The sequence below is a fragment of the Streptococcus agalactiae genome (assembly GCF_949788565.1).
In the GTDB taxonomy this organism is placed as follows: Bacteria; Bacillota; Bacilli; order Lactobacillales; family Streptococcaceae; genus Streptococcus; species Streptococcus agalactiae.
On record NZ_OX460931.1, the window covers coordinates 811,271 to 831,649 of the forward strand.

At 35.2% G+C, this 20,379-nt stretch carries 17 protein-coding genes, 1 pseudogene and 1 CRISPR repeat array; of the genes and pseudogenes, 16 read left to right on the plus strand and 2 right to left on the minus strand.

What is annotated here, in order from left to right; all coding sequences use genetic code 11:
- Positions 1 to 4: 4 nt before the first annotated feature.
- Together gatD and murT are read right to left on the minus strand one after the other, a co-directional pair.
- A complete protein-coding gene (gene gatD / locus QOR44_RS04235; RefSeq protein WP_000222744.1) occupies positions 5 to 790 on the minus strand; it encodes a lipid II isoglutaminyl synthase subunit GatD in 786 nt (261 codons plus the stop codon).
- On the minus strand, positions 790 to 2,133 hold the full coding sequence (murT, locus tag QOR44_RS04240) for a lipid II isoglutaminyl synthase subunit MurT (RefSeq protein ID WP_000700878.1): 1,344 nt from the start codon (positions 2,131 to 2,133) through the stop codon (positions 790 to 792). Before murT ends, gatD begins: the two co-directional genes overlap by 1 nt.
- A gap of 139 nt (positions 2,134 to 2,272) precedes the next feature.
- Here murT and cdaA point away from each other — a divergent pair, with 139 nt between their 5' ends.
- The 16 genes and pseudogenes from cdaA to lepA all read left to right on the plus strand — a co-directional run bounded on the left by cdaA (position 2,273) and on the right by lepA (position 20,275).
- On the plus strand, positions 2,273 to 3,124 hold the full coding sequence (gene cdaA, locus QOR44_RS04245; protein WP_000350949.1) for a diadenylate cyclase CdaA: 852 nt from the start codon (positions 2,273 to 2,275) through the stop codon (positions 3,122 to 3,124).
- 2 nt (positions 3,125 to 3,126) lie between these two features.
- On the plus strand, positions 3,127 to 4,086 hold the full coding sequence (locus tag QOR44_RS04250) for a CdaR family protein (RefSeq protein WP_000713234.1): 960 nt from the start codon (positions 3,127 to 3,129) through the stop codon (positions 4,084 to 4,086).
- 53 nt (positions 4,087 to 4,139) lie between these two features.
- Complete coding sequence (gene glmM, locus QOR44_RS04255; RefSeq protein ID WP_000521427.1) at positions 4,140 to 5,492, plus strand: phosphoglucosamine mutase; 1,353 nt, start codon at positions 4,140 to 4,142, stop codon at positions 5,490 to 5,492.
- Between the two features lie 122 nt (positions 5,493 to 5,614).
- The gene (locus tag QOR44_RS04260; RefSeq protein ID WP_000159230.1) at positions 5,615 to 5,986 is read left to right on the plus strand and encodes a YbgA family protein; all 372 of its coding nucleotides are present in this window, start codon (positions 5,615 to 5,617) and stop codon (positions 5,984 to 5,986) included.
- Between the two features lie 24 nt (positions 5,987 to 6,010).
- Positions 6,011 to 6,391, plus strand: a complete 381-nt coding sequence (locus QOR44_RS04265; RefSeq protein ID WP_001241816.1) for a TIGR02328 family protein — start codon at positions 6,011 to 6,013, stop codon at positions 6,389 to 6,391.
- 92 nt (positions 6,392 to 6,483) lie between these two features.
- Complete coding sequence (hemW, locus tag QOR44_RS04270) at positions 6,484 to 7,614, plus strand: radical SAM family heme chaperone HemW (RefSeq protein WP_000914667.1); 1,131 nt, start codon at positions 6,484 to 6,486, stop codon at positions 7,612 to 7,614.
- Between the two features lie 3 nt (positions 7,615 to 7,617).
- A complete protein-coding gene (locus tag QOR44_RS04275) occupies positions 7,618 to 8,355 on the plus strand; it encodes an acyl-ACP thioesterase domain-containing protein (protein WP_000523796.1) in 738 nt (245 codons plus the stop codon).
- Complete coding sequence (locus QOR44_RS04280) at positions 8,356 to 9,126, plus strand: TIGR01457 family HAD-type hydrolase (RefSeq protein WP_000323544.1); 771 nt, start codon at positions 8,356 to 8,358, stop codon at positions 9,124 to 9,126. It abuts the gene before it with no gap.
- Positions 9,116 to 9,772, plus strand: a complete 657-nt coding sequence (locus QOR44_RS04285; protein WP_000653357.1) for a TIGR01906 family membrane protein — start codon at positions 9,116 to 9,118, stop codon at positions 9,770 to 9,772. The genes QOR44_RS04280 and QOR44_RS04285 overlap by 11 nt, the downstream gene beginning before the upstream one ends.
- Positions 9,773 to 10,051: 279 nt before the next feature.
- A complete protein-coding gene (cas9, locus tag QOR44_RS04290; RefSeq protein ID WP_017648376.1) occupies positions 10,052 to 14,164 on the plus strand; it encodes a type II CRISPR RNA-guided endonuclease Cas9 in 4,113 nt (1,370 codons plus the stop codon).
- 1 nt (position 14,165) lies between these two features.
- Positions 14,166 to 15,035, plus strand: a complete 870-nt coding sequence (gene cas1, locus QOR44_RS04295; protein WP_000929493.1) for a type II CRISPR-associated endonuclease Cas1 — start codon at positions 14,166 to 14,168, stop codon at positions 15,033 to 15,035.
- Complete coding sequence (gene cas2 / locus QOR44_RS04300) at positions 15,032 to 15,373, plus strand: CRISPR-associated endonuclease Cas2 (RefSeq protein ID WP_000122194.1); 342 nt, start codon at positions 15,032 to 15,034, stop codon at positions 15,371 to 15,373. Before cas1 ends, cas2 begins: the two co-directional genes overlap by 4 nt.
- Positions 15,360 to 16,025, plus strand: coding sequence for a type II-A CRISPR-associated protein Csn2 (gene csn2, locus QOR44_RS04305; RefSeq protein ID WP_283572666.1), 666 nt, complete (start codon positions 15,360 to 15,362; stop codon positions 16,023 to 16,025). The genes cas2 and csn2 overlap by 14 nt, the downstream gene beginning before the upstream one ends.
- 100 nt (positions 16,026 to 16,125) lie before the next feature.
- Positions 16,126 to 17,284: a CRISPR direct-repeat array (repeat unit 36 nt; unit sequence GTTTTAGAGCTGTGCTGTTTCGAATGGTTCCAAAAC).
- A gap of 57 nt (positions 17,285 to 17,341) precedes the next feature.
- A pseudogene (locus QOR44_RS10300) lies at positions 17,342 to 17,601 on the plus strand (hypothetical protein).
- A 289-nt stretch (positions 17,602 to 17,890) separates the two neighbouring features.
- Positions 17,891 to 18,307 (plus strand): nucleoside-diphosphate kinase, encoded by a 417-nt coding sequence (ndk, locus tag QOR44_RS04310; RefSeq protein ID WP_000438313.1) that lies wholly within the window; start codon positions 17,891 to 17,893, stop codon positions 18,305 to 18,307.
- Between the two features lie 135 nt (positions 18,308 to 18,442).
- Positions 18,443 to 20,275: a translation elongation factor 4 gene (gene lepA, locus QOR44_RS04315; protein WP_001019133.1), complete on the plus strand. Its 1,833-nt coding sequence runs from the start codon at positions 18,443 to 18,445 to the stop codon at positions 20,273 to 20,275.
- The last annotated feature ends 104 nt before the right edge of the window (positions 20,276 to 20,379 follow it).

A 20,379-nucleotide genomic window follows, 5' to 3' on the forward strand; every position in this document is an offset into this window, starting at 1 on the left:
TATATTATTCAAAATCTGCTTTTGATTTAACATCTCCGTATTCCTCAGGAATCTCTAAAGATAAAATTTCTTCATAACTAGGGAGGACAATCTCTTTACCATATTTGTTACGGAGGGCAGTTGCCACAAGACGGTAAGCTAGATTAGCATTACGAGAAAGGATTGGACCGTGAAAGTATGACCCAAAAACATTCTTAAAATGAACCCCTTCAGTACCATCTTCTTTGTTATTCCCATTTCCATAAATGACAGTTCCTAAAGGTTTTTCGTCTTCTGATAAAAAGGTACGTCCTTGATGATTCTCAAAGCCATAATATGTTTCATTGAATTCATCGTTGTGAATCTTGATATCACCAATATAGCGATTATTATTTTGGTTTAGCGTATAGTGTCCCATAACGCCAATGCCCTCTATTCGTTCTCCATTAGCTTGAATATAGTATTGTCCTAAAAGTTGGAAACCTCCACAAATAGCAAGTATTACACCATTATTTTGAATGAATTTGTTAATGTCTTCTTTCTTATTGGGAAGATCGCGTGCAACAATGGCTTGTTCGTAGTCTTGTCCACCACCAAAAAATGCCATCTGATAATAGTTGGGATCAAATCTATCTTCTAATGAAACGATATCAAATGTCATTTGACATCCTAGTTTTTCTCCCACATATTTCATCATTAAGATATTTCCGTTATCGCCATAAGTATTTAATAGGTTACCATAAAGATGAGCTACATTAAGAGTGTATTTATAATCTTTGGTAGTAGGAGATTTTAGTGAGGTATAAGTCATTAATTCATCTCCTTTCTGATAGCGTTGTGGTTAGCAAGAATTTCACGAAACTCCAGCATAGCTGTATATGTTGCTAAAATATAAGCATGCTCAGTCTCTTGTTGTTCAATCATTGTCATAATATCTTGCAGTTTATCAGCTTGTTTTATGCGTTTCTCATCATAACCAGTTACACGTAAGCGACGAGCAATTTCAGAGTGGCGAACACCACCAGCAAATATTTCTGGGATATTCATCGTGAGAATAGTTTCAAAATTAGCGTCCCAAATCCAAGAAGTATCAATACCGTCAGCATAATTGGCATTCAGTAGTACTGAGAGAGAGAACGGGTATGGAGCAAGTTTAATCATATCAAGAGCTTGACTAGCTCCTACTGGATTTTTAATCAGAACTAAAGTACATTTTTTATTTCCAATTGTAAAGGTTTCTTGACGACCAAAAACGGCACGGCTTTTATCAAATCCATCCTTAATTTGACTTGGTTCTACACCAAAATATTCAGCAACAGATACTGCCGCCAAAGCATTGTAAATATTATAAAGGCCACCCACGTTGATATTATATTGTTGGCCATCAATAACGAAACCTGATGAAGTATTTGTCAGATGTGTTAGCCTTGTTAAGGCATAATCAAGGTTTGGACGTTCAAAATCACAATTAGGACAAGTGTAGTCACCAAGGTTGGCATATGTGTTCAATCGATAAGTTAAAATTGCTTGACACTTTGGACAGAGAATACCCTCAGTATTATAGTGTGCTAATCGTGGCTCATGTTTGTCGGTATCAAATCCATAGAATTGCACAGGGTTAGTCACGCTTTTAGAATTAAAAAGTGGACTGTCACCGTTAGCTAAGATAGTAGCTTGCGGAGCGTTAGCAGCTCCATCTAAAATCATTTGATAAGTTGTGTAGATTTCGCCATAACGGTCCATTTGATCACGGAAAATATTGGTAAAGACGAACAAACTAGGCTTTATATACTGTGTAATACGGGGTAAACTCGCTTCGTCTATTTCAAGGACAGCTATTTTTTTACCAGATTTACTTTTCTTAGCTGTTAGGAAGGTTGAAACAATACCTGTAATCATATTTGCTCCACTTGGGTTGGTTACCACCTGACCGAAGGCTTCCTTTAAAATACCAACTGTTAAAGCTGTTGTTAAGGTTTTACCGTTAGTACCAGTCACAACTACAATTTCATAATCTTTGGCAATTGTATCTAGTATATCTTTATCGAATTTGAGTGCTAAACTACCCGGATAAGTAGAGCCACGTCCCATTTTACTTAAAAGGTAATGCGCAGACTTACCGGCAGCCACTCCTAGTGCTGTATTTATTTTCATAAAGATATTTTATCATAAAAAGATGCTTTCTTGCTAAAGAAAATATTATGAAAACATGGTATAATGTAGACGATGGAAAATAAGAAATCAAGGAGTTAAGCAAGAAACTCTTCGACAGGCTACCAGTAGAGAGGAAGATATGGATATTTTTTCAGCTATTGATTCAAAGTTTTGGGCGAGCATTATGGAAAATCCATGGATGATCCTTATTCATCTCATGGATATTATCATAGTAGCTGTTCTGATTTATAAATTTATCAAAGCGCTAGCAGGCACAAAAATTATGTCCTTAATTCAGGGCGTTATTTTGTTTATCATCATTAGATTTGTGTCAGAATGGATAGGGCTAACAACGATTACATTTTTGATGAATCAGATTGTTACTTATGGTGTAATTGCAGGTGTTGTCATCTTTGCTCCAGAGATTAGAACAGGTCTCGAAAAATTTGGGCGAACACCACAACTATTTACGCAACGTTCTCAATTAAGCAGTGATGAAAAGCTAGTAGATGCCCTTGTTAAGGCAGTTGCTTATATGAGTCCGCGTAAAATAGGAGCCTTGATTTCAATTGAACGTACCCAAACTTTGCAAGAGTATATAGCTACAGGTATCCCATTAGATGCAGATATTTCCAGTGAATTGTTAATTAATATTTTCATTCCTAATACACCACTGCATGATGGTGCTGTTATTGTAAAAGATAAAAAAATTGCTACAGCATGTTCGTACTTACCTCTATCAGAATCATCTTCGATTTCAAAAGAATTTGGAACACGCCACAGAGCAGCGATTGGTCTATCAGAGAATTCAGATGCACTAACAGTTATTGTTTCTGAAGAGACTGGTGGTATTTCTGTTGCTTTGAAAGGTGAATTTTTACATGATCTTTCTAAAGATAGCTTTGAAGCAATTCTGAGAACTCAGTTGATTCAAAATCAAGAGGAAAACTCAAAATTAGCTTGGTATAATCAACTATTGAGGAGGAAGTAGACATGAAAAAATTTTTTACAAATAAATTTTGGTTAGGCGTTGTCTCGCTCTTTCTGGCTATTTTATTATTTTTAACGGCAACTGCAACAAGTATGAACCATCAAGACAATAGTAAGATTGCAGGAGCGTCTGAGACATATACACATACCCTAACAGATGTGCCAATAGACATCAAATACGATAGTGATGATTACTTTATTAGTGGCTATTCTTATGGGGCAGATGTCTATATGTCATCGGTTAATCGTGTTAAGCTAGATTCTGAAATAAATGAGGATACACGAAAATTTAAAGTAGTCGCCGATTTGACAAATATGAAACCAGGGACTCACAAAGTCCCACTAAAGGTAGTAAATTTGCCATCTGGTGTAAATGCTACGGTTTCTCCAACAACAATTACAGTAACTATGGGTAAAAAGAAAACAAAAGAGTTTCCGGTTTATGGACATGTTAATGATAAGCAAATTAAAGCTGGTTATGCAGTCGATAAGATGTCAGTTGATGTGTCAAAAGTTAAAGTTACTAGTGATGAATCTATTATAGATCGTATTGACCATGTCGCTGCCAATATCCTTGATGATAAAGTTCTTGATGATGATTTTAACAAGACAGTTACTTTACAAGCTGTAACAGCAGATGGTACAGTATTAGCAAGTATTATTCACCCTTCTAAAGCAACTTTATCTGTCAAAGTAAAAAAATTGACCAAGACAGTACCGATTAATTTGATACCAGTAGGACAATTCAGCGATAGTATTTCAAAAATTAACTACAAGTTGAGTCAAGAAAAAGCAGTGATTTCAGGAACAAAAGAGGCATTAGAAGCTATTTCTGTTATTAATGCTGAGGTAGATATTTCAGACGTAACTAAAAATACAGAAAAGAAAATTAATCTTTCTGCAAACAATGTTTCAGTTGATCCTGCTCAAGTAACAGTTCAATTGACAACTACTAAAAAATAATAGATAATAAAAACGAAAAAAATGGAGGTAGCGTTTTTCGCTAGAAAAAAATTATGGGAAAATATTTTGGTACAGATGGTGTTCGCGGTGAAGCTAATGTTGAACTGACGCCAGAATTGGCTTTTAAATTAGGACGTTTTGGAGGATATGTTCTAAGTCAACACGAAACTGATCGTCCGAGAGTTTTTGTAGCTCGTGATACTCGTATTTCTGGTGAAATGCTGGAATCTGCTTTGATTGCTGGTCTACTTTCAGTAGGTATTGAGGTTTATAAACTTGGTGTTTTAGCCACTCCTGGAGTGTCTTACCTTGTCCGTACAGAAAAAGCTAGTGCAGGGGTTATGATTTCAGCAAGCCACAATCCAGCACTTGATAATGGTATTAAGTTCTTTGGTAGTGATGGTTTTAAACTTGATGATGATCGTGAATTAGAAATTGAAGCTTTACTTGATGCGAAGGAAGACACTTTACCACGTCCATCAGCACAAGGTTTAGGTACTTTAGTAGATTATCCTGAAGGACTTCGGAAATATGAGAAGTTTATGGAATCAACTGGTATTGATTTAGAAGGTATGAAGGTTGCGTTGGATACAGCAAATGGAGCAGCAACAGCCTCAGCTCGGAATATCTTTTTAGACTTGAATGCTGATATAAGTGTTATTGGTGATCAACCAGATGGTTTGAATATCAATGATGGTGTTGGTTCGACACATCCTGAGCAATTACAAAGTTTAGTTAGAGAAAATGGTTCCGACATCGGTCTAGCTTTTGATGGTGATAGTGACCGTTTGATCGCTGTTGATGAAAATGGAGAGATTGTAGATGGTGATAAAATTATGTTTATCATTGGGAAATATCTCTCTGATAAAGGGCAGCTTGCTCAGAATACAATCGTAACAACGGTTATGTCAAATCTCGGCTTTCATAAAGCGCTCGACCGTGAAGGAATTCATAAAGCGATTACCGCTGTAGGAGACCGCTACGTGGTTGAAGAAATGCGAAAATCAGGATATAATCTTGGCGGAGAGCAATCAGGCCACGTTATTATCATGGATTACAATACTACAGGGGATGGACAATTAACAGCCATCCAATTGACTAAGGTCATGAAAGAAACTGGTAAGAAATTATCAGAGTTAGCTAGTGAAGTGACGATTTATCCTCAAAAATTAGTAAATATTCGTGTTGAAAATAACATGAAAGATAAAGCGATGGAAGTTCCTGCAATTGCGGAAATTATTGCTAAAATGGAAGAAGAGATGGATGGCAATGGTCGTATTCTAGTACGTCCTAGTGGTACTGAGCCTCTTCTTAGAGTTATGGCAGAAGCGCCAACAAATGAAGCGGTTGATTATTATGTTGATACTATCGCAGATGTCGTTCGTACAGAAATTGGTTTAGATTAAAACGGCGTTATTCTGCTATAAAGTCGTCAATGTTATAAAATAATAAAGAGAGGGAATTGGAGTGGAGCATCAAGCATACGCCTTTCTCTCTCTTTTTGATTTGAGAAGGGAGTTTAGAGAAAATGACTAAAGAAGCAGAATTATTATGGGCTAAACACAAGTATTTAGTCTTAAGTAAATCTCAGAAAATTTATTTGGATATTAGACAAACTTTGAAATCACCAAATTGTAACGTTTTAGACGTTCAGTCACTCATTGACCAAGCAGTGCTTTTAGAAGAATCACCATCACAAGTGACTAATGCTTATATGCATATATGGGGCTATTTTAAAAATAAGGCAGAGCGTCAAGAAAAAGAAGAATTTTTAACCTTGCTGGAAAAATACAGGAAAACAGGTTATCAACGAAGAAAACTGTTAGCTTTTCTAAAACAGCTATTAGCTAAATACCCAAATTCTTATTTACAAAACTCTTCTATTTTCGAAGAAGAGTAAAAGATTGATAGTTGAGGTATATAAATGAGATTATGGCATCAAGATATTATTGAGTTATTGCCTAGGCAGCAACTTTTAGGACAGCATAGAGAGTGTTGTGCATTGAGAGGGAATGGGTGGGGGAGAAAACATGAGACTGTTGATTATGTTTTTCGATATTCACCTTATAGGTTATTTGCATATCATCAATTAGTTATGGAAGAAATGATGGAGCGTGGGTATCGTGTATCTAAGGAATGGCTAATTGCAGAATATAGGGGAATGAAGTGCCCAAGATATGATACACTTAATCCTGTTGACTTGGAGACACCTATCTATCCTGAGCACAATCAAGACTATCTACAAGAATGTCTATGGAATTTAAAAGCAAAAGGAATTGACCTTCCTATAAATAAGATAAAATAGAGATTTATCTCTATTTTTATTTTGGAATAAAAAGCTATATTATCAAGTTTTAGAGGAGTGTTTTTTTAAGGGCAAAGTGGTAAAATAGAAACATGTTAAAGAAACCAACCTCAGCATATGTACACATTCCATTTTGTACCCAAATATGTTATTATTGTGATTTTTCAAAAGTTTTTATTAAAAATCAGCCTGTAGACGCTTATCTTCAGGCTCTTATCCGTGAATTTCGGTCTTATGATATTACAGAATTGCGCACCTTATATATTGGAGGAGGGACACCTACATCTATAAGCGCTGTGCAACTGGACTATTTATTGACGGAGTTAACTAGAGATTTAAACCTAAATACTTTAGAGGAGTTCACTATCGAAGCTAATCCAGGAGATTTAACCGTTGATAAAATAGAGGTGCTTCAAAAGTCAGCTGTCAATAGAGTTTCTCTAGGAGTTCAGACCTTTAATGATAAACATTTAAAGCGTATTGGACGCAGTCACAATGAGGCACAAATTTATTCTACAATTGATGATCTTAAAACAGCTGGTTTTCAAAATATCTCTATTGACCTAATTTATGCCTTACCTGGACAAACGATGGATGATGTTAGAAGTAATGTAGCCAAAGCTCTCTCTCTAAATATTCCTCATTTGAGTTTATATAGTTTAATTTTAGAACACCATACTGTATTTATGAATAAAATGCGTCGTGGGAAATTACATTTGCCAACAGAAGATTTAGAAGCCGAGATGTTTGAATATATCATTTCTGAAATGGAAAGAAATGGTTTTGAGCATTATGAAATTTCTAATTTTACAAAGCCGGGTTTTGAAAGTCGTCATAATTTGATGTACTGGGATAATGTAGAATATTATGGTGTTGGTGCAGGTGCTTCTGGTTATCTTGATGGTATTCGTTATCGTAATAGAGGGCCAATACAACATTATCTAAAGGGTGTTTCAGAAGGTAATGCAAGGTTATCTGAAGAAGTATTATCAAAAAATGAAATGATGGAAGAGGAGCTTTTCCTCGGTCTTCGTAAAAAAGAGGGTGTTTCCATCGGAAAATTTGAACAAAAATTTGGAACGTCCTTTGAGAAACGTTACGGTCAGATTGTTCAAGAACTCCAAAGTGATGGGCTTTTGAAAGAAAATAATGGTTTTATCCAGATGACTAAAAAAGGTCTCTTCTTAGGAGATACGGTTGCCGAGAAATTTATTGTGGAGTAAAAAATGGGTTTATTATATCGAGAAACTTACGAAGTGCCTTTTTATGAATCAGACACTAATCATTATATGAAATTACCGCAGTTGTTGGCTTTAGCGTTACAAATTTCAGCCAAACAATCTTTAAAATTAGGAATAGGCGATGACATCGTTTTTAAAAGATACGGATTGGTTTGGGTCGTTACAGATTATATTATTGATATTGAGCGTTTACCCAAGCATGCTGAAAAGATAGTCATTGAGACTGAAGCCAAAGCTCATAATAAATTATTGTGTTACCGCTATTTTTATATTTATGGTGAAGACGGGCAAAAAATAATAACGATTTCATCTGCTTTTGTCTTAATGGATTTTAAAACACGGAAGATTCATCCTGTTCTTGATGATATTACTTCAATTTACCAATCCCAAAGAATCAAAAAAGTTATTCGAGGGCCGAAATATCATCCCATTGGAGATAGTAAGGTTAAACAATACCATGTTCGTTATTTTGATTTAGATATGAATGGACATGTTAATAATAGTAAGTACCTAGAATGGATGTATGATGTGTTGGACTTAGATTTTCTAAGTAGCCACATTCCTAAAAAAATTGATTTAAAATATATTAAGGAAATCCAATATGGTACGGATATTAAGTCTCATTGGTATCAAGATGGTCTTGTGACACGTCATGATATTATTGGTGGCGATTCTATTCATGCTCAAGCTAGGATTGAATGGCAGGAGAAAAAGGAGGATTAAATGGCTTATAAAGGATATCTTATTGATTTAGATGGTACTATTTACAAAGGGAAAAGTCGTATCCCAGCGGGAGAGCGTTTTATCGAACGCTTGCAAGAAAAAGGCATTCCTTATATGTTAGTAACTAATAATACGACTCGTACACCAGAAAGCGTTCAGGAAATGCTTCGAGGCTTCAATGTTGAAACACCACTTGAAACAATCTATACCGCAACTATGGCTACGGTTGACTATATGAATGATATGAACCGTGGAAAAACAGCTTACGTTATTGGTGAAGAAGGGCTTAAAAAAGCTATTGCAGATGCAGGTTATGTGGAGGATACAAAAAATCCAGCCTATGTGGTTGTTGGTTTAGATTGGAATGTTACTTATGATAAATTGGCAACTGCTACGTTAGCAATTCAAAATGGTGCTTTATTTATTGGAACCAATCCAGATTTGAATATTCCTACTGAACGTGGTTTGTTACCCGGTGCTGGCTCCTTAAATGCTTTATTAGAAGCCGCAACGCGTATAAAACCAGTCTTTATTGGAAAGCCAAATGCCATCATTATGAATAAGGCACTTGAAATTTTAAATATTCCTAGAAATCAAGCAGTCATGGTCGGTGATAATTATTTGACAGATATCATGGCTGGTATTAATAATGATATTGATACTTTGTTAGTAACAACGGGTTTTACAACAGTTGAAGAAGTACCAGATTTACCAATTCAACCAAGTTATGTTTTAGCAAGTTTAGATGAATGGACATTTAATGAAGGATAAGTTATTAGTAGTTTTAACTTGGATTTGGATTATATCGTTAGCAACTCTAGCTACAATTTATATTGCTTGGTTGATCTATCCTATAGAAATTCAGTTTTTAAAATTAGAAAAGGTTGTGTATTTAAAGGCTGAAACAATTTATTATAATTTTAATAAGTTGATGATATATCTGACTCATCCTTTTATCTCTGATTTAAATATGCCTAGCTTTCCTTCTTCAGAGGATGGTTTAAAGCATTTTGCGGATGTAAAATATCTTTTTACTCTAGCGCATGGGCTTTTTGTTATACTAACTTTTCCAGTTATTTATTTTTTAAGACGTGGATGGAAGCAAAAAAGTATCTTTCTATATGAAGGCTTTTTCAAGATAGCTATTATGTTGCCTATTTTTATTGTAGTATGTGCCTTTCTGTTGGGTTTTGACCAGTTTTTCACTCTATTTCATGAGGTGCTTTTTCCAGGAGATTCTACTTGGCAATTTAATCCTCTAACGGATCCAGTAATTTGGATACTTCCTGAAACTTTTTTCCTCCATTGTTTCATCATTTTTTTGTTAATCTATGAAACAATAACTATAATTCTTTTGATAATAGGTAGAAAACATTTAAAATTAAGAAAATATAAAAACAAAATGCAAGCCTTATAATAGCGCTTGCATTTTGTTTGCGATTTTTTTATAATACAAATATGAGAAATGTCGGAATTATAACAATGACATAAAAAAAGCACCGAATCGGTGCTCACTTTTTCAAGCTGAATACGGACTGGATTAAAAAATCACTGCCTTATTTTAACGTGCTGTGCTGTTTCGAATAATTCCAACAAAATTATTATATGTTATTTTAATGTAATAATCAAGTAAAAATTAGCAAAACTTTAAAGTTTGCGTTTTTAAAGTGATATTTTAAATAAAAGGAGAAAAGTTATGAATAAGCCATATTCAATAGGCCTTGACATCGGTACTAATTCCGTCGGATGGAGCATTATTACAGATGATTATAAGGTACCTGCTAAGAAGATGAGGGTCTTAGGGAATACAGATAAAGAATACATAAAGAAGAATCTTATAGGTGCTCTGCTTTTTGATGGTGGAAATACTGCTTCAGATAGACGCTTGAAGCGAACTGCTCGCCGTCGTTATACACGTCGTAGAAATCGTATTCTATATTTACAAGAAATTTTTGCAGAGGAAATGAGTAAAGTTGATGATAGTTTCTTTCATCGATTAGAGGATTCTTTTCTAGTTGAGGACGACAAGAGAGGGAGCAAGTATCCTATCTTTGCAACAATGCAGGAGGAGAAAGATTATCATGAAAAGTTCCCAACGATTTATCACTTGAGAAAAGAATTAGCTGACAAGAAAGAAAAAGCAGACCTTCGTCTTTTTTATCTGGCTCTAGCTCATATCATTAAATTCAGAGGACATTTCCTAATTGAGGATGATAGCTTTGATGTGAGGAATACTGATATTCAAAGACAATATCAAGCTTTTTTAGAAATCTTTGATACTACCTTCGAAAATAACCATTTGTTATCTCAAAACATAGATGTAGAGGGAATTCTAACAGATAAGATTAGCAAGTCTGCGAAGAAAGATCGCATTTTAGCGCAGTATCCTAACCAAAAATCTACTGGCATTTTTGCAGAATTTTTGAAATTGATTGTCGGAAATCAAGCTGACTTCAAGAAACATTTCAATTTGGAAGATAAAACGCCGCTTCAATTTGCTAAGGATAGCTACGATGAAGATTTAGAAAATCTTCTTGGGCAGATTGGTGATGAATTTGCTGACTTATTCTCAGTAGCGAAAAAGCTATATGATAGTGTTCTTTTATCTGGCATTCTTACAGTAACTGATCTCAGTACCAAGGCGCCACTTTCTGCCTCTATGATTCAGCGTTACGATGAACATAGAGAGGACTTGAAACAGTTAAAACAATTCGTAAAAGCTTCATTGCCTGAGAAATATCAAGAAATATTTACTGATTCATCAAAAGATGGCTACGCTGGTTATATTGAAGGCAAAACTAATCAAGGAGCATTTTATAAATACTTGTCAAAATTGTTGACCAAGCAAGAAGGTAGCGAGTATTTTCTTGAAAAAATCAAGAATGAAGATTTTTTGAGAAAACAAAGGACCTTTGATAATGGCTCAATTCCACACCAAGTCCATTTGACAGAATTGAAGGCTATTATTCGACGTCAATCAGAATACTATCCATTCTTGAAAGAGAATCTAGATAGGATTGAAAAAATCCTTACCTTTAGAATTCCTTATTATGTCGGGCCACTAGCACGTGAGAAGAGTGATTTTGCATGGATGACTCGCAAAACAGATGACAGTATTCGACCTTGGAATTTTGAAGAATTGGTTGATAAGGAAGCATCTGCGGAAGCTTTTATCCATCGTATGACCAACAATGACCTCTATCTTCCTGAAGAAAAAGTCCTACCAAAACATAGTCTTATTTATGAAAAATTTACGGTCTATAATGAGTTGACTAAGGTTAGATATAAAAATGAGCAAGGTGAGACTTATTTTTTTGATAGCAATATTAAACAAGAAATCTTTGATGGAGTATTCAAGGAACATCGTAAGGTATCCAAGAAGAAGTTGCTAGATTTTCTGGCTAAAGAATATGAGGAGTTTAGGATAGTAGATGTTATTGGTCTAGATAAAGAAAATAAAGCTTTCAACGCCTCATTGGGAACTTACCACGATCTCAAAAAAATACTAGACAAAGATTTTCTTGATAATCCAGATAATGAGTCTATTCTGGAAGATATCGTCCAAACTCTAACCTTATTCGAAGACAGAGAAATGATCAAGAAGCGTCTTGAAAACTATAAAGATCTTTTTACAGAGTCACAACTAAAAAAACTCTATCGTCGTCACTATACTGGCTGGGGACGATTGTCTGCTAAGTTAATCAATGGTATTCGAGATAAAGAGAGTCAAAAAACAATCTTGGACTATCTTATTGATGATGGTAAATCTAATCGCAACTTTATGCAGTTGATACATGATGATGGTCTATCTTTCAAATCAATTATCAGTAAGGCACAGGCTGGTAGTCATTCAGATAATCTAAAAGAAGTTGTAGGTGAGCTTGCAGGTAGCCCTGCTATTAAAAAGGGAATTCTACAAAGTTTGAAAATTGTTGATGAGCTTGTTAAAGTCATGGGATACGAACCTGAACAAATTGTGGTTGAGATGGCGCGTGAGAATCAAACAACAAATCAAGGTCGTCGTAACTCTCGACAACGCTATAAACTTCTTGATGATGGCGTTAAGAATCTAGCTAGTGACTTGAATGGCAATATTTTGAAAGAATATCCTACGGATAATCAAGCGTTGCAAAATGAAAGACTTTTCCTTTACTACTTACAAAACGGAAGAGATATGTATACAGGAAAGGCTCTGGATATTGATAATTTAAGTCAATATGATATTGACCACATTATTCCTCAAGCTTTCATAAAAGATGATTCTATTGATAATCGTGTTTTGGTATCATCTGCTAAAAATCGTGGAAAGTCAGATGATGTTCCTAGCCTTGAAATTGTAAAAGATTGTAAAGTTTTCTGGAAAAAATTACTTGATGCTAAGTTAATGAGTCAGCGTAAGTATGATAATTTGACTAAGGCAGAGCGCGGAGGCCTAACTTCCGATGATAAGGCAAGATTTATCCAACGTCAGTTGGTTGAGACACGACAAATTACCAAGCATGTTGCCCGTATCTTGGATGAACGCTTTAATAATGAGCTTGATAGTAAAGGTAGAAGGATCCGCAAAGTTAAAATTGTAACCTTGAAGTCAAATTTGGTTTCAAATTTCCGAAAAGAATTTGGATTCTATAAAATTCGTGAAGTTAACAATTATCACCATGCACATGATGCCTATCTTAATGCAGTAGTTGCTAAAGCTATTCTAACCAAATATCCTCAGTTAGAGCCAGAATTTGTCTACGGCGACTATCCAAAATATAATAGTTACAAAACGCGTAAATCCGCTACAGAAAAGCTATTTTTCTATTCAAATATTATGAACTTCTTTAAAACTAAGGTAACTTTAGCGGATGGAACCGTTGTTGTAAAAGATGATATTGAAGTTAATAATGATACGGGTGAAATTGTTTGGGATAAAAAGAAACACTTTGCGACAGTTAGAAAAGTCTTGTCATACCCTCAGGTCAATATCGTGAAGAAGACAGAGATTCAGACAGGTGGTTTCTCTAAGGAATCAATCTTGGCGCATGGTAACTCAGATAAGTTGATTCCAAGAAAAACGAAGGATATTTATTTAGATCCTAAGAAATATGGAGGTTTTGATAGTCCGATAGTAGCTTACTCTGTTTTAGTTGTAGCTGATATCAAAAAGGGTAAAGCACAAAAACTAAAAACAGTTACGGAACTTTTAGGAATTACCATCATGGAGAGGTCCAGATTTGAGAAAAATCCATCAGCTTTCCTTGAATCAAAAGGTTATTTAAATATTAGGGACGATAAATTAATGATTTTGCCCAAGTATAGTCTGTTCGAATTAGAAAATGGGCGTCGTCGATTACTTGCTAGTGCTGGTGAATTACAAAAAGGTAACGAGCTAGCCTTACCAACACAATTTATGAAGTTCTTATACCTTGCAAGTCGTTACAATGAGCTAAAAGGAAAACCAGAAGAAATTGAACAAAAACAGGAATTTGTAGTTCAACATGTTTCTTATTTCGACGATATTCTTCAAATAATCAACGATTTTTCAAATCGAGTTATTCTAGCAGATGCTAATTTAGAGAAAATCAATAAGCTTTACCAAGATAATAAGGAAAATATATCAGTAGATGAACTTGCTAATAATATTATCAATCTATTTACTTTTACCAGTCTAGGAGCTCCAGCAGCTTTTAAATTTTTTGATAAAATAGTTGATAGAAAACGCTATACATCAACTAAAGAAGTACTTAATTCTACCCTAATTCATCAATCTATTACTGGACTTTATGAAACACGTATTGATTTGGGTAAGTTAGGAGAAGATTGATATGGCAGGTTGGCGAACCGTTGTTGTAAATACACATTCTAAGCTCTCTTATAAAAATAATCATCTGATTTTTAAAGATTCTTATCAGACGGAAATGATTCATCTTTCAGAGATTGATATTCTAATCATGGAAACGACAGATATTGTTTTGTCGACTATGCTGATTAAACGTTTGGTTGATGAAAATATTTTAGTCATATTTTGTAATGACAAACGCTTGCCAACAGCTATGTTAATGCCGTACTATGCCAGACATGATTCGAGTTTACAATTATCTAGGCAGATGTCATGGATTGAAGATGTCAAAGCAGATGTTTGGACATCAATTATTGCACAAAAAATTTTGAATCAGTCGTTTTATCTCGGTGAGTGCTCTTTCTTTGAAAAATCACAGTCTATTATGAATCTCTACCATGACTTAGAACCTTTTGATCCTTCTAATCGTGAGGGGCATGCTGCTAGGATTTACTTTAATACACTTTTTGGAAATGATTTTTCAAGAGAGCAGGATAATCCAATAAATGCTGGTTTAGACTACGGATATTCATTGCTTTTGAGTATGTTTGCGCGTGAAGTCGTTAAGTGTGGTTGCATGACACAATTTGGGTTAAAGCATGCTAATCAATTTAATCAGTTCAACCTAGCAAGCGATATTATGGAACCATTTCGCCCAATCGTTGATAGGATTATTTATGAAAATAGGCAGAGTGATTTTGTCAAAATGAAAAGAGAACTCTTTTCTATGTTTTCAGAGACATACAGCTACAATGGTAAAGAAATGTATCTCTCAAATATTGTCAGCGACTATACCAAAAAAGTTATTAAGTCGCTAAATAGTGATGGGAATGGAATTCCGGAGTTTAGGATATGAGTTATCGGTATATGCGAATGATTTTAATGTTTGATATGCCTACTGAAACAGCAGAAGAACGGAAGGCGTATCGTAAGTTTAGAAAGTTTCTCTTGAGCGAAGGCTTTATCATGCATCAGTTTTCTGTTTATAGTAAATTATTACTCAATAATACAGCTAATAATGCTATGATAGGTCGGCTTAAAGTGAATAATCCTAAAAAGGGTAATATCACACTCTTAACAGTTACGGAAAAACAATTTGCGAGAATGGTTTACCTCCATGGAGAACGCAACACAAGTGTTGCCAACTCTGATAGTCGCTTGGTTTTCCTAGGAGATTCTTATGATCAAGATTAATTTTCCAATTTTAGATGAACCATTAGTGTTAAGTAATGCTACGATTTTAACGATAGAAGATGTTTCAGTTTATTTTTCATTGGTGAAACATTTTTATCAATATGACGTAGATGAACATTTGAAATTATTTGATGATAAGCAGAAAAGTCTGAAGGCAACAGAGTTAATGCTGGTTACAGATATCTTAGGATACGATGTCAACTCAGCACCTATTCTAAAGTTGATACATGGTGACTTAGAAAATCAATTCAACGAAAAGCCAGAAGTGAAATCAATGGTAGAAAAATTAGCAGCTACTATTACAGAACTTATCGCATTTGAGTGTCTAGAGAATGAGCTTGATTTAGAATACGATGAAATTACGATTTTAGAACTCATTAAGGCACTGGGAGTCAAAATTGAGACACAGAGCGACACTATCTTTGAAAAATGTTTTGAAATTATACAAGTTTACCATTATTTAACGAAAAAGAATCTCTTGGTTTTTGTTAATAGCGGAGCTTATCTTACCAAAGATGAAGTTATAAAATTATGTGAATACATCAATTTAATGCAAAAGTCAGTACTCTTTCTAGAACCTAGAAGACTCTATGATTTACCGCAATATGTTATTGATAAGGATTATTTCTTGATAGGCGAAAATATGGTATAATATTAGTAAAAGCACAGTAATAACAAGGAATCATCGAAACTGAAGTCCTGCTGAGACGAATGGCGCGATTACGAAAGCTCAAAAGAAAATTTTCTACGAGGTTTTAGAGCTGTGCTGTTTCGAATGGTTCCAAAACTGTAAAAAATACTAACGAGACACTTTCTAACGTTTTAGAGCTGTGCTGTTTCGAATGGTTCCAAAACACCGTGTCACCAATTGCCTTGATAACTGATGTTTTAGAGCTGTGCTGTTTCGAATGGTTCCAAAACTTAACCAAACAACTCCTGTAGATCCTGAAAGTTTTAGAGCTGTGCTGTTTCGAATGGTTCCAAAACAAAGAAAACCTCCTCCATTAAAAATGAAGAGTTTTAGAGCTGTGCTGTTTCGAATGGTTCCAAAACATCATACTTACAAATGTTTGTTGAAATGTAGTTTTAGAGCTGTGCTGTTTCGAATGGTTCCAAAACCTTGACCCTAACAATGATTATAGCCATAGAGTTTTAGAGCTGTGCTGTTTCGAATGGTTCCAAAACTGCTACAGGTGGTTACTTAGGTGCTGGCTTGTTTTAGAGCTGTGCTGTTTCGAATGGTTCCAAAACATACAACCATTGATCTTGTATCAAAGGGTTGTTTTAGAGCTGTGCTGTTTCGAATGGTTCCAAAACTTCTGACCCCTCTCCTTTCCACTCCCACTTGTTTTAGAGCTGTGCTGTTTCGAATGGTTCCAAAACTACACGCTTGTCAAATTCAGCTTGTTTTTTGTTTTAGAGCTGTGCTGTTTCGAATGGTTCCAAAACTCGATAGAGAATGTGCTATTTTTTGTCAAAGTTTTAGAGCTGTGCTGTTTCGAATGGTTCCAAAACTAAAAAATACCAACTATCAAAAGTGATAGTGTTTTAGAGCTGTGCTGTTTCGAATGGTTCCAAAACAAACCACTTGATGCTGTATCTCTCATAAAAGTTTTAGAGCTGTGCTGTTTCGAATGGTTCCAAAACATTGTGATACAGATAGTTTATACCTAAAAAGTTTTAGAGCTGTGCTGTTTCGAATGGTTCCAAAACTTATTCTCAACAGTAGCTAAAGTTGCTTTTGTTTTAGAGCTGTGCTGTTTCGAATGGTTCCAAAACAAAAAGAGCCAGAAACTCAATCAGAAGAAAGTTTTAGAGCTGTGCTGTTTCGAATGGTTCCAAAACTGGTGTTGGCTGTTCTGGGATGACTACGTTGTTTTAGAGCTGTGCTGTTTCGAATGGTTCCAAAACTTTAATATCGTCTATATAGATTCCTGGACGGTTTTAGAGCTGCGCGGTTATTATGCTATGCTAGGACATCATTGTGGTGTTCTAGTTTTTTGTTATACTGAAATAAATTTTCAGAGAATGTGGGGGAAGGCGGTAATTAGATTAATTCAAGACGTAATTCAGAACTTAGTTAGCAAGCTAACGAAATCATCCCAGTTTATCAGTTTGATTGGGAAACTTATATATTGGCGACTAAAAAATATGAACGTCATATAGAGTTGTGTCTATTAGTAGAAAATTCGAATTATTTTTCGGATTCAAAGAGAATGTGTCGATAGAAGAGATATGAAAGACTATAATTCCAACCTTATTGTTAAAGGGCTAGGTTGTTCTACGCTTTACTTAATTATTAGTTTGACAGCGTTGGTTCTTTTAGTGATTGCTGGTTGCAAGCTTACAAGGAAAGTAGTGGAGAACCTATCCATAATCAACTAACAGCTATGATGGATCTCACCTATTAATATAGTTAAGGAGTGTCCGATACTCCTTTTTTGAAATACAGTTGGAAGTTACAGAAAACATATTTTCATGTTATAATAGTGGAGAAAGAAATGAGGTGCTAATATTATGGAACAAACCTTTTTTATGATAAAACCTGATGGTGTAAAACGTGGTTTTATTGGAGAAGTTATTAGTCGTATTGAGCGTCGAGGCTTCTCTATTGATCGCTTAGAGGTTAGACATGCAGATGCAGATATTTTGAAAAGACATTATGCAGAACTGACGGATAGACCATTCTTTCCAACGTTAGTAGATTATATGACTAGTGGTCCAGTAATCATTGGAGTTATTTCGGGAGAAGAGGTCATTTCAACTTGGCGCACCATGATGGGGAGTACTAACCCCAAAGATGCCCTTCCAGGAACTATTCGAGGAGATTTTGCACAAGCTCCCTCTCCAAATCAAGCGACATGTAATATTGTTCATGGGTCAGACTCACCTGAATCTGCAACTCGCGAGATAGCCATTTGGTTCAATAACTAATAGACTTAATGAAGATTGATGTTCAAGTGTTAATTCTCTTTTACATCGGTCTTCTTTTTGATATAATATTCTAGAGTCTATAGGACTGTTTTAATATTTTAGAAGTTAAACATATCAAATTGTATAGGAAATAGAATGAATATTGAAGATTTGAAGAAACGTCAAGAAAAGATTAGAAACTTTTCGATTATCGCTCATATTGACCATGGAAAATCAACCTTAGCAGACCGTATTTTAGAGAAAACAGAAACGGTTTCTAGTCGTGAAATGCAGGCGCAGCTGTTGGACTCTATGGATCTAGAACGTGAGCGTGGGATTACTATAAAGTTAAATGCTATTGAGCTTAATTATACTGCTAAAGATGGTGAAACTTACATTTTTCACTTGATTGACACGCCAGGGCATGTTGACTTCACATATGAAGTATCACGTTCATTAGCAGCTTGTGAGGGTGCTATACTGGTTGTTGACGCAGCTCAAGGAATTGAAGCTCAAACTCTGGCAAATGTTTATTTGGCTCTAGACAATGATTTAGAGATACTACCAGTTATTAATAAAATTGATTTACCAGCAGCAGATCCAGAACGTGTACGTGCAGAAGTAGAGGATGTTATTGGTCTAGATGCTTCAGAAGCTGTGCTTGCCTCAGCTAAGGCAGGGATTGGTATTGAAGAAATTTTAGAGCAGATCGTTGAAAAAGTTCCTGCTCCGACTGGGGAAGTAGATGCTCCTCTGCAAGCTTTAATTTTTGATTCTGTTTACGATGCTTATCGTGGGGTAATTCTGCAAGTAAGGATTGTAAATGGTATGGTTAAGCCAGGAGATAAAATTCAAATGATGTCTAATGGTAAAACCTTCGACGTTACTGAGGTTGGTATTTTCACTCCCAAAGCAGTTGGACGTGATTTTTTAGCAACTGGAGATGTAGGGTATATTGCTGCCTCAATTAAAACGGTTGCTGATACACGTGTTGGTGATACCATTACCCTTGCTAATAACCCAGCAATAGAACCTTTGCATGGCTATAAGCAAATGAACCCGATGGTTTTTGCCGGTCTTTATCCAATTGAATCAAATAAGTATAACGATCTGCGTGAAGCCCTTGAAAAATTACAATTGAATGATGCTAGTCTACAGTTTGAACCGGAAACATCACAAGCATTAGGGTTTGGTTTCCGTTGTGGTTTCTTAGGACTTTTACATATGGACGTTATCCAAGAGCGCTTGGAACGAGAGTTCAATATTGATCTTATTATGACTGCACCATCAGTAGTTTATCATGTTAATACAACTGACGGTGAAATGCTTGAAGTTTCGAATCCATCTGAATTTCCTGATCCTACTCGTGTTGACAGCATTGAAGAACCATATGTTAAGGCGCAAATTATGGTTCCTCAAGAATTTGTCGGTGCTGTAATGGAGTTAGCACAACGTAAACGTGGTGACTTTGTAACAATGGATTATATTGATGATAATCGTGTTAATGTTATTTACCAAATTCCTTTAGCTGAAATTGTGTTTGACTTCTTTGATAAGCTTAAATCATCAACACGAGGCTATGCTAGTTTTGATTATGAAATTTCCGAATATCGTCGCTCACAGTTAGTTAAAATGGATATTCTTTTAAATGGTGATAAAGTTGATGCTTTAAGCTTTATTGTTCACAAAGAATTTGCCTATGAACGTGGTAAATTGATCGTTGATAAGTTGAAAAAAATCATTCCTCGTCAGCAGTTTGAAGTTCCTATCCAAGCAGCTATTGGACAAAAAATTGTGGCCCGTTCTGATATAAAAGCACTACGCAAAAATGTCTTAGCAAAATGTTATGGTGGCGACGTTTCACGTAAACGTAAGTTGCTTGAAAAACAAAAAGCTGGTAAAAAGCGCATGAAAGCAATTGGTTCCGTCGAAGTTCCTCAGGAAGCTTTCTTAAGTGTTTTATCAATGGACGATGATGACAAAAAATAATTCAGAAAGATGATATCATTTATCTATTTTAAAGTAACTTAGCTTCGTGCTTAAGTTACTTTTTCTTTGTCTGCAATTATCAAATAATATGGCTTTATAATATC

Bases quoted from the DNA above. Each gene is read 5' to 3' on its own strand.
- gatD (WP_000222744.1), bottom strand. From the start codon at position 790: ATGACTTATACCTCACTAAAATCTCCTACTACCAAAGATTATAAATAC.
- murT (WP_000700878.1), bottom strand. From the start codon at position 2,133: ATGAAAATAAATACAGCACTAGGAGTGGCTGCCGGTAAGTCTGCGCAT.
- cdaA (WP_000350949.1), top strand. From the start codon at position 2,273: ATGGATATTTTTTCAGCTATTGATTCAAAGTTTTGGGCGAGCATTATG.
- QOR44_RS04250 (WP_000713234.1), top strand. From the start codon at position 3,127: ATGAAAAAATTTTTTACAAATAAATTTTGGTTAGGCGTTGTCTCGCTC.
- glmM (WP_000521427.1), top strand. From the start codon at position 4,140: ATGGGAAAATATTTTGGTACAGATGGTGTTCGCGGTGAAGCTAATGTT.
- QOR44_RS04260 (WP_000159230.1), top strand. From the start codon at position 5,615: ATGACTAAAGAAGCAGAATTATTATGGGCTAAACACAAGTATTTAGTC.
- QOR44_RS04265 (WP_001241816.1), top strand. From the start codon at position 6,011: ATGAGATTATGGCATCAAGATATTATTGAGTTATTGCCTAGGCAGCAA.
- hemW (WP_000914667.1), top strand. From the start codon at position 6,484: ATGTTAAAGAAACCAACCTCAGCATATGTACACATTCCATTTTGTACC.
- QOR44_RS04275 (WP_000523796.1), top strand. From the start codon at position 7,618: ATGGGTTTATTATATCGAGAAACTTACGAAGTGCCTTTTTATGAATCA.
- QOR44_RS04280 (WP_000323544.1), top strand. From the start codon at position 8,356: ATGGCTTATAAAGGATATCTTATTGATTTAGATGGTACTATTTACAAA.
- QOR44_RS04285 (WP_000653357.1), top strand. From the start codon at position 9,116: ATGAAGGATAAGTTATTAGTAGTTTTAACTTGGATTTGGATTATATCG.
- cas9 (WP_017648376.1), top strand. From the start codon at position 10,052: ATGAATAAGCCATATTCAATAGGCCTTGACATCGGTACTAATTCCGTC.
- cas1 (WP_000929493.1), top strand. From the start codon at position 14,166: ATGGCAGGTTGGCGAACCGTTGTTGTAAATACACATTCTAAGCTCTCT.
- cas2 (WP_000122194.1), top strand. From the start codon at position 15,032: ATGAGTTATCGGTATATGCGAATGATTTTAATGTTTGATATGCCTACT.
- csn2 (WP_283572666.1), top strand. From the start codon at position 15,360: ATGATCAAGATTAATTTTCCAATTTTAGATGAACCATTAGTGTTAAGT.
- ndk (WP_000438313.1), top strand. From the start codon at position 17,891: ATGGAACAAACCTTTTTTATGATAAAACCTGATGGTGTAAAACGTGGT.
- lepA (WP_001019133.1), top strand. From the start codon at position 18,443: ATGAATATTGAAGATTTGAAGAAACGTCAAGAAAAGATTAGAAACTTT.